The organism is Pseudomonas sp. (assembly GCF_050739655.1).
Lineage (GTDB): Bacteria > Pseudomonadota > Gammaproteobacteria > Pseudomonadales > Pseudomonadaceae > Aquipseudomonas.
In genome coordinates, this window is the sequence record NZ_JBOIBY010000583.1 from 1 (window position 1) to 13,373 (window position 13,373).

At 60.5% G+C, this 13,373-nt stretch carries 12 protein-coding genes; 7 read left to right on the top strand and 5 right to left on the bottom strand.

The window, feature by feature from the left end; translation table 11 throughout:
* Positions 1–83: 83 nt before the first annotated feature.
* Positions 84–1,592, bottom strand: coding sequence for a sigma-54-dependent transcriptional regulator (locus tag ACRESJ_RS27750; RefSeq protein ID WP_431760721.1), 1,509 nt, complete (start codon positions 1,590–1,592; stop codon positions 84–86).
* Between the two features lie 69 nt (positions 1,593–1,661).
* Positions 1,662–2,576, bottom strand: coding sequence for a LysR family transcriptional regulator (locus tag ACRESJ_RS27755; RefSeq protein WP_431760722.1), 915 nt, complete (start codon positions 2,574–2,576; stop codon positions 1,662–1,664).
* Positions 2,577–2,727: 151 nt separating this feature from the next.
* Between ACRESJ_RS27755 and speB the strand changes: the two genes are divergently transcribed.
* The 5 genes from speB to ACRESJ_RS27780 all read left to right on the top strand — a co-directional run bounded on the left by speB (position 2,728) and on the right by ACRESJ_RS27780 (position 9,512).
* Positions 2,728–3,729 (top strand): agmatinase, encoded by a 1,002-nt coding sequence (gene speB / locus ACRESJ_RS27760; protein WP_008049320.1) that lies wholly within the window; start codon positions 2,728–2,730, stop codon positions 3,727–3,729.
* 68 nt (positions 3,730–3,797) lie between these two features.
* Complete coding sequence (locus ACRESJ_RS27765; protein ID WP_431760723.1) at positions 3,798–5,306, top strand: aldehyde dehydrogenase family protein; 1,509 nt, start codon at positions 3,798–3,800, stop codon at positions 5,304–5,306.
* A gap of 178 nt (positions 5,307–5,484) precedes the next feature.
* Entirely contained in the window at positions 5,485–7,059 is a 1,575-nt protein-coding gene (locus ACRESJ_RS27770; protein WP_431760724.1) for a purine-cytosine permease family protein, read from the top strand.
* 17 nt (positions 7,060–7,076) lie between these two features.
* Positions 7,077–8,765 (top strand): choline dehydrogenase, encoded by a 1,689-nt coding sequence (gene betA, locus ACRESJ_RS27775; protein ID WP_431760731.1) that lies wholly within the window; start codon positions 7,077–7,079, stop codon positions 8,763–8,765.
* A 288-nt stretch (positions 8,766–9,053) separates the two neighbouring features.
* Positions 9,054–9,512 (top strand): GNAT family N-acetyltransferase, encoded by a 459-nt coding sequence (locus ACRESJ_RS27780; RefSeq protein ID WP_431760725.1) that lies wholly within the window; start codon positions 9,054–9,056, stop codon positions 9,510–9,512.
* 25 nt (positions 9,513–9,537) lie between these two features.
* Here the strand turns inward: ACRESJ_RS27780 and ACRESJ_RS27785 are convergent, their stop codons facing one another.
* Together ACRESJ_RS27785 and ACRESJ_RS27790 are read right to left on the bottom strand one after the other, a co-directional pair.
* The gene (locus ACRESJ_RS27785) at positions 9,538–9,843 is read right to left on the bottom strand and encodes an NIPSNAP family protein (protein ID WP_431760726.1); all 306 of its coding nucleotides are present in this window, start codon (positions 9,841–9,843) and stop codon (positions 9,538–9,540) included.
* Between the two features lie 54 nt (positions 9,844–9,897).
* Positions 9,898–10,788, bottom strand: coding sequence for a LysR family transcriptional regulator (locus ACRESJ_RS27790; RefSeq protein WP_431760727.1), 891 nt, complete (start codon positions 10,786–10,788; stop codon positions 9,898–9,900).
* A 130-nt stretch (positions 10,789–10,918) separates the two neighbouring features.
* Between ACRESJ_RS27790 and ACRESJ_RS27795 the strand changes: the two genes are divergently transcribed.
* Entirely contained in the window at positions 10,919–11,749 is an 831-nt protein-coding gene (locus ACRESJ_RS27795; protein ID WP_431760728.1) for an oxidoreductase, read from the top strand.
* A 176-nt stretch (positions 11,750–11,925) separates the two neighbouring features.
* Here the strand turns inward: ACRESJ_RS27795 and ACRESJ_RS27800 are convergent, their stop codons facing one another.
* A complete protein-coding gene (locus ACRESJ_RS27800) occupies positions 11,926–12,330 on the bottom strand; it encodes a cupin domain-containing protein (protein WP_431760729.1) in 405 nt (134 codons plus the stop codon).
* Between the two features lie 345 nt (positions 12,331–12,675).
* Here ACRESJ_RS27800 and ACRESJ_RS27805 point away from each other — a divergent pair, with 345 nt between their 5' ends.
* A complete protein-coding gene (locus tag ACRESJ_RS27805; protein WP_431760730.1) occupies positions 12,676–13,065 on the top strand; it encodes a c-type cytochrome in 390 nt (129 codons plus the stop codon).
* The last annotated feature ends 308 nt before the right edge of the window (positions 13,066–13,373 follow it).

Genomic DNA, 13,373 nt, shown 5'->3' on the forward strand with positions numbered 1-13,373 from the left:
CGTCCCCTCCAGAGCTGGAACGCGGAGCGTCCCTTGAGGCATTCCCACGCAGAGCGTGGGAACGATCTGTAACCGAGTGACGTTCAGGGCTTGCCCGGAATCCCATACTTACGCAACCGAATGGCAATCGCGCTATGGGAAGTCTGCAACCGCGCTGCCAGCAACCGGCTGGACGGATAACTGCGATATAGCTGTTCCAGCAAATTCCTTTCAAAGTCGCCCACAGCCTCTTCCAGGCTGCCGACTTCACCATCGTTGCGCCGCTCCACGGCCGTGCGCGCGATGTCCAGGTCGTCGATGTCCACCAGCGGGTTTTCGCAAATCGCCGCGGCGCGGAAGATCACGTTTTGCAGTTGCCTCACGTTGCCCGGCCAGCGGTTGCCGAGCAGGGCGGGGACGGTGCTCGGCGCCAGGCGACAGACCGGGCGCTGGATCTGCGCGCAGGCCTGCTGCATGAAGTGATTGGCCATCAACAGGATGTCGTGGCCCCGGTCGCGCAGCGGCGGTACTTGCAGGTTGAGGACGTTGAGGCGGTAGAACAGGTCCTCACGGAAATGCCCCTCGCTGACCATTTTTTCCAGGTCACGGTGGGTGGCGCTGAGGATCCGCACATTGACCTTGACCTCACGATCACCGCCGACCCGACGGAAGCAGCCATCGCTCAAAAAGCGCAGCAACTTGGCTTGCAGGTACGCTGACATTTCTCCCACTTCGTCGAGGAACACCGTGCCTTGATCGGCCAGTTCCAGCAGGCCGAGCTTGCCGCCCCGTTGTGCACCGGTGAAGGCGCCGGGGGCATAGCCGAACAGTTCGCTTTCGGCCAGGCTCTCTGGCAGCGCCGCACAGTTCAACGCCAAAAATGGCGCGTCACGGCGCCCGCTGATCGCATGACAGGCACGGGCCACCAGTTCCTTGCCGGTGCCGGTTTCGCCCTGGATCAACAGCGGTGCATCGAGGGCAGCCACGCGCTGGGCACGGGCCTTGAGCGCACGAATCGGTGGCGATTCACCGAGCAACGCATCGAAACCTTCGGCGTGATCGTGGTGCAGCGCCGAGAGCCGTTCACCCATGCGACTGGGCGGGTAGAGCGTGAGCAGGGCGCCGGCCTCGGTGATGGGCATGGCGTCGAGCAGCAAGGTCTGGCCACCGAGGCTGACCTCGCGCATCGGCAAGCGGAAATCGTGTTCGATCAGCGTGCGTGGCAAGTCCGGATCATCGAACAGGGCCGCCAGCGACTCGCCCGCTGGCTCGCGCCCGCACAAGGCGACCAGCGCCGGATTGGCCAGCAACACGTGACCGCGATCATCCACCGCCAGCACCGGATCGGAACTGGCCGCCAGCAACGCGTCGAGCTGCAAGTGCCGACGCTGGCCGGGCAGGATGTCGACCACCGTCACCGCTTGCACGCCCCGCACCCCGAGAAAAGCCTCGCGCAGTTCCTCCAGCACATCGGCACTGAGGGTGGGCGCATCGATGTAGACGTTGGGCGGCACCATCTCCACAGCGTCCAGGTTGAAACTGCGCCCACCCAGCAGGGCCAGCACTTCCTGGGTGATTCCGACGCGGTCGATGAAGGTGACGTGGATGCGCATGACGGGCCTGCAAGGTGAGCGAACTAAAATCAGTATGCCGGGCACAATTTGATTTTGGCGAGCGTTGCGTCAAGCGTTCGCGGATTTACGCCCACTGGCGGCCAGGTCCTCAAGGAACGCTTGCAGGATCGGAGGCGGCGCGACGCCACGCCGGGTAATCACGTCGAACGGCGACTTCAACCGCAGGCTCGTCGGGGCCAATTGGTGCATTTCACCGGTCTTTACCCATTGCGCGGCGAAGTGCTCGGGCAAAAAGCCCACGTAGGCACCGGAGATGATCAGGATCGCCGAGGCCTCGATGTTGTCCACCGTGGCCGCGGCCTTGCTCACGCCCAGATGTTCCAGGTCGTATTGCTGCATGTAGCCGCGCACCACAATCCGGCCCATGCCGATCTCTTTGAGCAGTTCCTCGCCTTCGGCCTGGCTGCCAAACAACGGGTGTCGTCGCCCGCAATACAAACCCAGGGATTCCTGATACAGCAATGATTGCAGCAGACCCGGAAGATGGATCGGAAAGTGCCCGATGGCCAGATGCAGGCGACCGTCGAGCACCCGTTCTTCGAGCTCGGCGGGGGTGCCGACGTACACGTTCAGGTGCACGTCATGTCCGCGTGAGACGAAGCGTTGGGTGGTGCGGGGAATCGGCGAATCCGGATCGGTGATCGTCGTGTCGATGATCCCCAAATTGAGCTTGCCGCTGATGTGCTGCTTGAGGACGTCGGCGTCCATGCAGAAATTTTCCACCGCCGAGAGCAAGCGCTGAGTGGCTTCATGTATCGCCACGCCTTGCTCCGTCAGACGAAAGCCACTGCGACCGCGCTGGCACAGCTTGACCCCGAGTCGAGTTTCCAGATGGGTCATCTGTTCGCTGATGGTTGATTGTCCGGCGTTGAGCGCCGCCTGCGCTGCGGAAAACCCGCCGCAACGCACAATCGTGGCAAACACCCTGAGTAACTTCAGATCGACATCGTGCAGTTGAATCACCTGGAACCTCCCGCGTATGCATGCATCGGCAATACCGATATGAGTATCTGATGTTTAGCATTTTTTCCACGAAAAGCTGCGCCCATAGTCTTTCCAACGGCGGTCGCCTTGCAGTCCGCCAAGCCGATAACAAGAAGTGGAGAGGCTAGAAATGTCGAACAACGGTTATGAATCCGGTCGTCTGAACCTGCCATTCGTAGGTCATTGCACCTTTGGCAAATCCCCGGTGTGCACGGATTGGGATGCGCTGGACGCCGACGTTGCGGTGCTCGGCGTGCCCAACGACATGGGCACCCAGTGGCGCTCCGGCGCACGCTTTGGACCACGCGGGATTCGCGAAGCATCGACGCTGTTTTCCTTCGGCCACGCCGGCGCCTACGACCACGAAGACGATGTGATGTACCTCACCGCCTCGGACGTGCGCATGGTCGACGTCGGTGATGCCGACATCGTCCACACCGATATGGCCACCAGCAACAAGAACACCGAATACGCGGTGCGCAAGATCCTCGACGCCGGCGTGATGCCGGTGGTGCTGGGCGGCGATCACTCGGTGCATGCGCCGGTGATCAAGGCCTTCGAAGGCCGCGGGCCGATCCACATCATCCACTTCGATGCACACCTGGATTTCGTCGATGAACGCCACGGCGTGCGTTACGGCCACGGCAACCCGCTGCGCCGTGCATCGGAAATGAACCACATCGTCGGCATGACCCAAATGGGCATCCGCAACGTGTCGTCCTCCAATCGCGACGACTACGAAGCCGCCCATGAAGCCGGTTCGAAAATCCTCTCGGTACGCGATGTGCGCCGCCTCGGTGTCGAGGGCGTGCTGGCACTGATTCCGCAGAACATCAACTACTACATCACCATCGATATCGACGGTTTCGACCCGTCCATCGCCCCCGGCACCGGCACCCCGAGCCACGGCGGCTTCCTCTACTACGAAGTGCTGGAAATCATCCAGGCGCTGGCCAAGCGCAGCAAGGGCAACATCGTCGGCATGGACCTGGTGGAAGTGGCGCCGGTGTACGACCCAACCGGCATGACCTCGATTCTCGCGGCGCAACTGCTGCTCAACAGCATCGGTTTCATCTTCCACGAGCGGGGCAAGGTGCGTGCGGCCGCCGAGAGCGAAACGACGCCGGCTTAATCGCCAAGCCTGAACATCGAAACCACAAAGCCCCGGCAGTGCCTGACTGCCGGGCAGAGAGAATAAAAATGGACACGATCGTCAAGAGTTACCTGCAAAAGTTCGGCGTCAGCGAAGCGACCCAGACTTTTCTCAGCAAGGTCCAGAAAATGTTTATCGGTGGCCAGTGGGTCGAGGCCAGCGATGGCCAGACTTCCGATGTCATCGAGCCGTCGACCGAAGGCCTGATTACCCGCATTCCCATGGGCACCACCGATGATCTGAACCGCGCCGTGCAAGCCGCCCGCGCCCAGTTCGACGGGGGCGCCTGGCGCCAGGCCAAGCCGGCTGAACGTGAGCGCATGATGCAGCGCCTGGCCGACCTGATCGAACAGAACGCCGAGGAGCTGGCGCAAATCGAATCGATCGACATGGGCAAGTCGGTCGCCTTCGCCAAGGACGTCGATATCCAGGGCACCGTTGATACCCTGCGTTATTTCGCCGGTTGGGCGACCAAGCTCCATGGCCGTACTGTCGAGCCTTCGCTGCCGGGCAATTACCTGGCTTATACCCGCAAGGAAGCGGTGGGCGTGGTCGGCGCCATTGTGCCGTGGAACTTCCCGCTGCAAACCATGGCCTGGAAACTCGGCGCCGCGCTGGCAACGGGTTGCACCGTGGTGGTCAAGCCCGCCGAACTGACGTCGTTGTCGGCCTTGCGTTTTGCTGAACTGGTGCAAGAGGCGGGCATTCCGGACGGCGTGATCAACATCGTCACCGGGCGCGGCAGCGTAGTGGGTGCGGCCATGGCCACCCATCCTGGCATCGACAAACTGACCTTCACCGGTTCGACCCCGGTCGGCCAGACGGTCGGCCGCGCAGCGCTGGATGACATGAAGCGCCTGACCCTCGAACTCGGTGGTAAATCACCGGTCATCGTCTGCGCCGATGCCGATATTCCGGCCGCTGCCCAAGCGGTCGCCAACGGTGTGTTTTTCAACTCCGGGCAGGTATGCGACGCCGGTACACGGGCCTATATTCATAGCAGTGTCTATGACGAATTCCTGCGCGAACTGATCGCCTATACGCGCACCCTGAAAATGGCTCCGGGCCTGGATCCAGATTGCTTTATCGGCCCATTGGTTTCGGCCCTGCAAAAGCAGCGCGTGACCGAGTACATCGAAACCGGCAAGGCCGAAGGCGCCCAACTGGTCTACGGCGGCCAACCGGTCGATGGCCCTGGCTTCTTCGTCGAGCCGACCATCTTCGCCCATTGCCGCAACGACATGCGCATCGTCCAGGAAGAGATCTTTGGCCCGGTGCTGGTCACTGCACCCTTCGACGATGAGGAAGACGCGCTGGCCCTGGCCAATGACTCACCGTTCGGCCTGGCCGCCGCCCTGTACTCCAATGACTTGGGCAAGGTGCACAGCCTGATCCCTCGCTTGAAAGCAGGCTCGGTCTACGTCAACGCCCACGGCACCCTCGATCCGTCGATGCCGTTCGGTGGCTACAAGCAGTCCGGGTTCGGCAAGGACCTGGGTGCCGAGCAACTCGACTATTTGCTCGAAACCAAGGCCGTCTGGATCACGCTGCCATGAGTCAAGGCTGACTCAATCCCTGTAGGAGCGAGCTTGCTCGCGAAAAACGTCAGAGCGCCGCGCTCATCCAGGCAGCCCTCGTCATCGTTAACGTTCTTCGCGAGCAAGCTCGCTCCTACAGGGGCCTGCAAAGCAATGCGGTTTTTTCGTCATGATCTTCCAACAATAAGAGTCCGTCATGAACACTAACGCCAAGTCAGCCACGAGCGTGTCCGCCCTCGATGACAAGTCTGTCGTCGAGGGGCATTCGATTGATTTCATCCCCGAGAACGAGCGCACCGACAAACTGGCGAGCCAAGGCCCGTTCTGGTTTCTCGGCAACTTCACCTTCTTCACCATGACCATCGGTTTCGTTGGCCCAAGCGTTGGCCTGACCGCGCTCTGGACCACGCTCGCCGGCACGCTGGGCATCATGTTCGGCACGCTGTTCATGGCCTTCCATGGTTCCCAAGGCCCGCACCTTGGCTTGCCGCAGATGATCCAGTCCCGTGCGCAGTTCGGTTATCGCGGGGTGATTCTGGTGCTGCTGGCGACGCTGTTCGTGTTTGCCGGTTTCAACATCGTCAACCTGGTGCTGATGATGCAGGGGCTGCACACGCTGTTCGGGTTCAACCCCGCAGTAATTGCGGTGGCGGTGACCATTCCGGCAGCGGTGCTGGCGGTCCTCGGTCACGACTGGATGCACCGCGCCTTCAAATGGGCGTTGTACCTGTCGCTGCCGCTGTACGGCCTGGTGACGCTGGCGGTCATGATGGGCTGGGTACCGGATGCGGTGCTGCCGGCACTCGCGGAAGGTGAAGTGGCCCCCGCGCCACTGGGTTTCAACTGGACCGGTTTCATCGCCCAGTTTGCGGCAGCCGCCAGCTACAACATCGCATACGCCCCTTATGTGTCCGATTACTCGCGTTATCTGCCGAAAAACACCTCCAGCGGCAAGCTGATTGCCGTGGTGTTCCTGGGGGCCTCGTTGTCCGGCGCGTGGATGATTTCCGTCGGCGGCTGGCTGGCCGATCACTTGCACTCCACTGACGTGCTGGTGGCCCTCGGGCAAGTCGGTAATACCGTGTCGCCGCTGATGGGCACGGCGGTGGTGGTCGTCACCATCCTGGCGTTCCTGCCGGTGATCGCGATGAACATCTACAGCGCCAAACTGACCACGTTGACCTGTGTCGACTCGATCAAACACATCGAGCCAACGCGCAAGGCGCGCATCCTGGCGATCCTGTTCGTGATCCTGCTGCAACTGGGCGTGGCCCTGAGCATCCAGAGTTCGGGCAAAGGCCTGTCAGTACTCGGTATCTACCTGGTGGTGATGCTGTACTTCCTGGTGCCCTGGACCTCGGTCAACCTCACCGACTACTTCTTCGTGCGCAAGGGTCGCTACGCCATCCCGCACTTCTTCATGCCCCACGGCAACATCTACGGCAATTGGGGCCTGCGCGGTATCGCCGCCTATGCCATCGGTTTTGTCTCGATGATCCCGTTCTTCTACATCTTCGACGGCGTTGAACAGCGCGAGGTGTATGTCGGCCCGCTCGCCAAGGCGCTGGGCAGCATCGACATCGCCTGGCTGGTCGGGCTGATCGTGTCGGGACTGGCGTACTACTGGCTGAGCCGCTCGATCGACCTCAAGCGCGAAGAAGCTGTTATCCAGCAGATCGAAAAGACCTCCCCGCAATACACCACTGGCGACACGCTGACCCACAAACAGCAACCACTGCCGGTATTCACTGAATCGACGGTCGGGAGATAGTCATGACCACGCAAAAAATGGCTACGCAAAAATACGACTACATCATCATTGGCGCAGGTTCAGCAGGTTGTGTATTGGCCAACCGCCTGAGCGAAGATCCGGCCACCTCGGTGCTGGTCCTGGAATTCGGCGGCAGTGACAAGAGCGTGGTGATCCAGATGCCCAGCGCATTCTCGATCCCGATGAACACCAAGAAGTACAACTGGCGCTATGAGACCGAGCCGGAGACTTTTCTCAACGGCCGACGCATTCACTGCCCTCGGGGCAAGGTGTTGGGCGGTTCGTCTTCGATCAACGGCCTGGTGTATATCCGTGGTCACGCTTATGACTTCGACGAGTGGGAATCCCTGGGCGCCCAGGGCTGGGGTTACAAGCATTGCCTGCCGTACTTCAAGCGCGCCGAGAGCTACGAGTCCGGTGGCGACAGCTATCGCGGGCAGACCGGGCCGCTGCACACCACCAACGGCAACAACATGAAAAACCCGTTGTATGGGGCTTGGGTCGAGGCGGGTGCCGAGGCGGGCTACATCAAGACCGATGACTGCAACGGCTTCATGCAGGAAGGTTTTGGCGCAATGCACATGACCGTGAAAAACGGCGTGCGTTGCTCCACGGCCAATGCCTATCTGCGCCCGGCCATGGGGCGTCCTAACCTGACGGTGATCACCCACGCGATGACCCGGCAGGTCATCCTCGAAGGCAAGCGTGCGGTGGGTGTCATGTATGACCACGGCGGCCAGACTCACCAGGTCTATTGCAACAAGGAAGTGCTCATCTCATCTGGGCCGATTGGCTCGCCGCATCTGTTGCAACGCTCGGGCATCGGCCCGGCCGATGTACTGCGCAAGGCCGGGATCAGCGTGCGTCATGACCTGCCGGGAGTCGGGGAGAACCTGCAGGATCACGCCGAGGTGTATATCCAGTTCGGCTGCAAGGAGCCGGTAACGCTCAACAGCAAAATGGACCCGCTGAGCAAACTGATGATTGGCCTGCGCTGGTTGTTGTTCAAGGACGGCCTGGGCGCCACCAACCACTTCGAGGCCGGTGGTTTCATCCGCTCCGACAAGGGCCTGCGCTGGCCTGACATTCAGTTCCACTTCCTGCCGGCAGCCATGCGTTATGACGGCAACAAGCCGATCAAGGGCCACGGTTTCATGGTGCTCACCGGTCCCAACAAACCGAAAAGCCGTGGCTATGTTCGGGTGCGTTCGGCCGACCCTTACGATCATCCGGAAATTCGCTTCAACTACCTGGAACGGGAAGAAGACCGCGAAGGCTTCCGCCGCTGCATCCGCCTGACCCGCGAGATCATCGGCCAGAAAGCGATGGACCGCTTCCGCGACGGCGAAATTGCCCCCGGTGCGTTGGTCACCAGCGATGAAGACCTTGATGCGTTCGTGCGTGAAAACCTTGAGAGCACCTACCACCCTTGCGGGTCGTGCCGCATGGGCGAGGACGACATGGCCGTGGTGGACTCGGAACTGCGCGTACATGGCATCGCCGGATTGCGGGTGATCGACTCCTCGGTGTTCCCGACCGAACCGAACGGCAACCTCAACGCACCGACCATCATGCTCGCCGAACGGGCCTCGGATCTGGTGCGCGGGGTCAATATGCTGCCGGCGTCGGATGTGCCGGTCGGACTGGTGGAGAACTGGGAAAACAACCAACGCTCAACGTTGCCGGGGCGTAACGTGCGGGTTTGATAAAGCAACCCAACAGCCTTAAATGCGGTTGATCGCAAATTCTGTGACCAACCAGTGACTACTGTGGGAGCAAGCCTGCTAGCGATAGGGCCATCACATTCAAAGAAGATGTCGAATGTGCCGCCGTCATCGCTAGCAGGCTAGCTCCCACACTGTTTTGCGACTGATCTCAGATTCTGTAGCCGACCCATGACTACTGTGGAAGCGATGCATTCGGAAATATATCCCGTCCCGGTTTCATTCCCCTTGCTAGGCTCTAGCTCCTTGAGACCGCAATGGAGCACCCTCATGGCTATCCAGGCCCTGCGCGCCGACGCATCCCACATCGACCTCATCGCCCCGCTATTCGACGCCTACCGAGGCTTTTACCAACAACCGTCCAACCTGCCGCAGTCCCGCGCTTTCATCGCCGAGCGCATTGCCCGCGATGAATCGGTGATCTTCTACGCGCAGGATCCGGACGGCGAAGCGCTGGGTTTCGTGCAAATGTTCCCGACGTTTTCCTCCATCGACGCGCACCGTACCTGGTTGCTCGGCGACCTGTTCACCACGCCCCAAGCCAGGGGCAAAGGCGTGGGAACACTGTTGATGAACACGGCCCGAGCGTTTGCCGTGTTGACGGGTGCCAAAGGCATGACCCTGGAAACCGCCACCGACAACTTCAGTGCTCAACGTTTGTATGAGTCATTGGGCTATGTGCGCGATCCGGGTTACTACACCTATTGCCTCGATCTGAAACAAGGCTGAGCCGCAGGGCTATGCCTTCTCCATATCAGCCGAAGACCGGTCGGAAAAAGCTTCGCTCATAACTGAGAATGCAGCGGGTCTCTTCCGCGTATTTGAACGCAGCGATGCATTGCGCGTCTTTCGTCGATTCTTGCCGGTAGTGTTCATAGGCCGCCAGGCTTGGAAAAGTGAACATGGCCATGGCAATGTTGTTGGCGCCTTCGGAGGGCAGGAAGTAGCCGTGATGCTGGCCGCCGAATTTTTCCACCAGTGGAATCCACAGCTTGCCGTAGTGCTCGAAGGCTTCGAGTTTGTAAGGGTCCAGGACATATTTGAGGTAGCACGTGATCATCGGTGTTCTCTCTGACAGGATTAGGGATTTTCAGTGGTTGAATAAGTTTCGCGCCTACCGGTTACCACGGGCAAACTCGATGAACGCCTTGAGCGTCGCGGGCACATGCCGTCGGCTCGGGTAGTAGAGATGCAGGCCTGGGTAGAAGGGGCACCAGTCGCTCAAAACCTGAATCAGGCTACCATCGGCAATCTGCGCCTTGACCATGTCCTCGAAGAGGTAGGCGACGCCGACACCTTGCAATGCCGGGCCAACCATGAGGCCCACATCGCCGAGGGTCAGTGGGCCGTCGATTTCTATCTCCTGGGCGATGCCGCCCCGTTCGAACTCCCAGCGATACAGCGAGCCACTGGGGAAGCGATGGCGGATGCACGGCAGGTCATGCAAGTCCTCGGGTTTTTGCGGAACGGCGTACTGTTCGAAGAGCGTCGGTGAGCCCACGACCACCGAGCGCATGTTGGCGCTGATGGGCAGTGAAACCATGTCAGCCTCCAGCCGCTCCCCAAAACGCACCCCCGCATGAAAACCGGCCGCCACCACATCGACCAAGCCGTCGTCGGCCACGATCTCCAGTTTGACGTCCGGGTAGGCTTGCAGAAATTTGCTGGCCAGGGGTAGCAGCACCAGTTCGGCAGCCTGGCGACCGGCAGTGATTCTGAGGTTGCCTGAGGGTTTGTCGCGAAAATGGTTGAGGTCTTCGAGCGCGTCGTCGATGTCGCGAAACGCCGGCCTCAATCGTGCGTAAAGGCGTTCGCCGGCTTCGGTCAGGCCGACGCTGCGGGTGGTGCGGTTGAACAATCGCACGCCGAGGCGGTTTTCCAGGGTGCGCACTGAATGGCTCAAGGCGGAGGGCGTCAGCCCCAGTTCCACCGCTGCCCGGCTAAAGTTCAGGTGACTGGCCACGCTCAGGAAGGTGGAGAGATCTGCTGCTGAAGGCGCTTTCATCTGTGAATGCCTTTCACAAAGCCATGCAAAATTGCTGGGATTATCACATCAGTAATGCAGTTTTAAAGTTGCGTCAACTCATCAAGAAGGCCCGGCAATATCGCTCGGGTCGCCGACAGGAGGAGTTGAAATGCGTACTTGGTTCATTACTGGAGCTTCCCGTGGTTTTGGTACTCTCATCGCAGAACGTGCCCTGCGTGCCGGCGACGCGGTGATTGCCACTGCCCGCAAACCTGAAGAAATCACCGCCAAACTGGGCGATCATCCCAACCTTCTGGCGGTGCGTCTGGACGTCACCTGCGAAGAAGAAGCGCATCAGGCCGTGGCAGAAGGCATCAAGCGTTTCGGGCGGATCGACGTGCTGATCAACAATGCCGGGTTCGGCGTGTTGGGGGCGGTGGAGGAAACCAGCGCCAGCGAGACTGAGCGTCTGTTCGCCACCAATGTGTTCGGCCTACTCAACGTGACCCGCGCGGTGCTGCCACACATGCGCCGCCAGCGCAGCGGGCACGTCATCAACATTTCCTCCATCGGCGGCTACCAGGCGTACATGGGCTGGGGTGTCTACGGTTCCACCAAGTTTGCGGTGGAAGGCATTACCGAGGCGCTGCATCAGGAACTGGCGCCGTTGGGCATCCACGCTACGGTGGTCGAGCCGGGCTTCTTCCGCACCGACTTCCTCGACGAGCAATCGTTGGTGAAAACCGCGCTTGAGCTGCCGGACTACGATGAAACCGTCGGCGCGATGCGCAAGTACGCCGAGGCAGCCAACCACGCACAGCCAGGCGACCCTGCGAAGTTAGCCGAGGCCATGTTTGCCTTGGTCAACGCACCGAAGCCGCCGCAGCGCTTGGCACTGGGCAGCGATACTGTCGCGCGCATCGAAGCGAAAAACCGCTTCGTCGCCCAGGAACTGGCCGAGTGGAGGGAGCTGGCGCTGTCCACTGATTTCAAGGACTGATGTCAGGTAGAAGTCAGCAAGAAACCGGGCTACAGATCGTTCCCACGCTCCGCGTGGGAATGCCTCCACGGACGCTCTGCGTTCGGCTCTTGATTGGGACGCAGAGCGTCCCTGGCTGCATTCCCACGCAGAGCGTGGGAACGATCTATGAAAACCTGCTGTGCAGCCATCAAGGGTTATTTGGGCGGCAGGACTGGCGGTTTGTTCTGGTCCTTCAACAGGAAAACCACGAATTTGGCGGGTTTGTCCTGACTGGCGTTGCGTCCTACCGTGTGGATGTCTTCGGGGCCTTCATGGAAGCTTTGTCCGGGTGTCAGCGTGACTTCCTTGCCGCCGCCCTCGACCCCCATGACGATGGTGCCTTCCAGCACATAGACGAAGCCGTGGGCATCGTGCCGGTGCACCGGACCCGCGCCGCCCGGCGGGTATTCGACGGTGAGTATCATCACTTCCTTGCCGGGGTAGTCGGGCAGCGCCTGGACGCTCACTGGCGTGACTTTGGGCTCGGGCGCAGTTGCACTCTGGGTCTGGGTGGCGATGAGCAACAGGGGAAGCAGGGCGAGCCGAGAAAGGGTACGCATGACACGCTCCTGATTGGCGAAGACGCGGGTTGTGGCGGGCGACTTCGACGCCCCCATGTGTCAGATCCAGATATTGGTGCTCTTGAGCCATTGATCGAAGTGGGTGCCTCCGTCTGTTGGGTGTGACTGAATGCGCTGGGCAGTGAGTCGCTCGTACAGACGAAATCATGGCCGCGCCGGTTATTGAGACTCCCAGTGCAGGCCGCCGGTAGCCGTATTCACGATTGCGTGATGGACGGCAGGTGCTCGCACACTTGTGTTTGAAAAGCTTCGGAATAGCGCCCGGGTCATGATCAAATGGCCGCCATTTTTTACGGCAGGCAAATGCCTGGTCTGGAGCTGCAAATGAACAAAGCGGTCGTGATGACCCTCGTCTTGAGTCTTGGCGCAGGCCTGTTTGGCTCACAAGCCAACGCGGCCGGGGATGCCGAGGCGGGCGGGAAGTTGTTCAAGCGGGTATGCGGTGGCTGTCATCAGGTTGGCGAGGGGGCGCGGCCGTTTTTTGGTCCGCAGCTCAATGGCATTGTTGGGCGGGTGGCCGGTAGTACGGCGGGCTATCAGTATTCTGATGCGATGAAGTCATCGGGCATTGTCTGGACGCGGGAAAAGCTGGCGGCGTATATCGAGGATCCCAAGGCGGTGGTGTCGGGCACGCGGATGATTTTCTGGGGGATTAGCGATCGGGAAAAGATTGATGATTTGTTGGCTTATCTGGAGAGTTTTCAGGGGTCGTGATTTTTTTGGCAGTGTTTGATGATGGCCGATGGTGTACATATCCATTGCTGCGGTTACGGCCGCTTATGGTTTCGCTTTTACAGCGAGTCCCTTTTGGCAAACGCCCCAAAAGGAACCAAAAGGTCTCGCCCCTTTCGTACGGCCCCTCGCTAAGGCTCGGGGTTCCTTCGCTCCGGCATCCATCCGGGGGCATCGCCCTCCGGTTGGCTTCGCTGGCACCTACATGCGATGAGTTCGACTACGTCGAACGGCGCTGCGCGCCAATCCCCGGTTGAATACCTCCACTCAGCCTTCCGAGGGGGCGGGTG

Excerpts from the sequence above, each read along its gene's own strand:
- ACRESJ_RS27805 (WP_431760730.1), top strand. The coding sequence starts at position 12,676 with ATGAACAAAGCGGTCGTGATGACCCTCGTCTTGAGTCTTGGCGCAGGC.
- ACRESJ_RS27790 (WP_431760727.1), bottom strand. The coding sequence starts at position 10,788 with ATGAAAGCGCCTTCAGCAGCAGATCTCTCCACCTTCCTGAGCGTGGCC.
- ACRESJ_RS27750 (WP_431760721.1), bottom strand. The coding sequence starts at position 1,592 with ATGCGCATCCACGTCACCTTCATCGACCGCGTCGGAATCACCCAGGAA.
- speB (WP_008049320.1), top strand. The coding sequence starts at position 2,728 with ATGTCGAACAACGGTTATGAATCCGGTCGTCTGAACCTGCCATTCGTA.
- ACRESJ_RS27795 (WP_431760728.1), top strand. The coding sequence starts at position 10,919 with ATGCGTACTTGGTTCATTACTGGAGCTTCCCGTGGTTTTGGTACTCTC.
- ACRESJ_RS27770 (WP_431760724.1), top strand. The coding sequence starts at position 5,485 with ATGAACACTAACGCCAAGTCAGCCACGAGCGTGTCCGCCCTCGATGAC.
- betA (WP_431760731.1), top strand. The coding sequence starts at position 7,077 with ATGGCTACGCAAAAATACGACTACATCATCATTGGCGCAGGTTCAGCA.
- ACRESJ_RS27800 (WP_431760729.1), bottom strand. The coding sequence starts at position 12,330 with ATGCGTACCCTTTCTCGGCTCGCCCTGCTTCCCCTGTTGCTCATCGCC.
- ACRESJ_RS27780 (WP_431760725.1), top strand. The coding sequence starts at position 9,054 with ATGGCTATCCAGGCCCTGCGCGCCGACGCATCCCACATCGACCTCATC.
- ACRESJ_RS27785 (WP_431760726.1), bottom strand. The coding sequence starts at position 9,843 with ATGATCACGTGCTACCTCAAATATGTCCTGGACCCTTACAAACTCGAA.
- ACRESJ_RS27765 (WP_431760723.1), top strand. The coding sequence starts at position 3,798 with ATGGACACGATCGTCAAGAGTTACCTGCAAAAGTTCGGCGTCAGCGAA.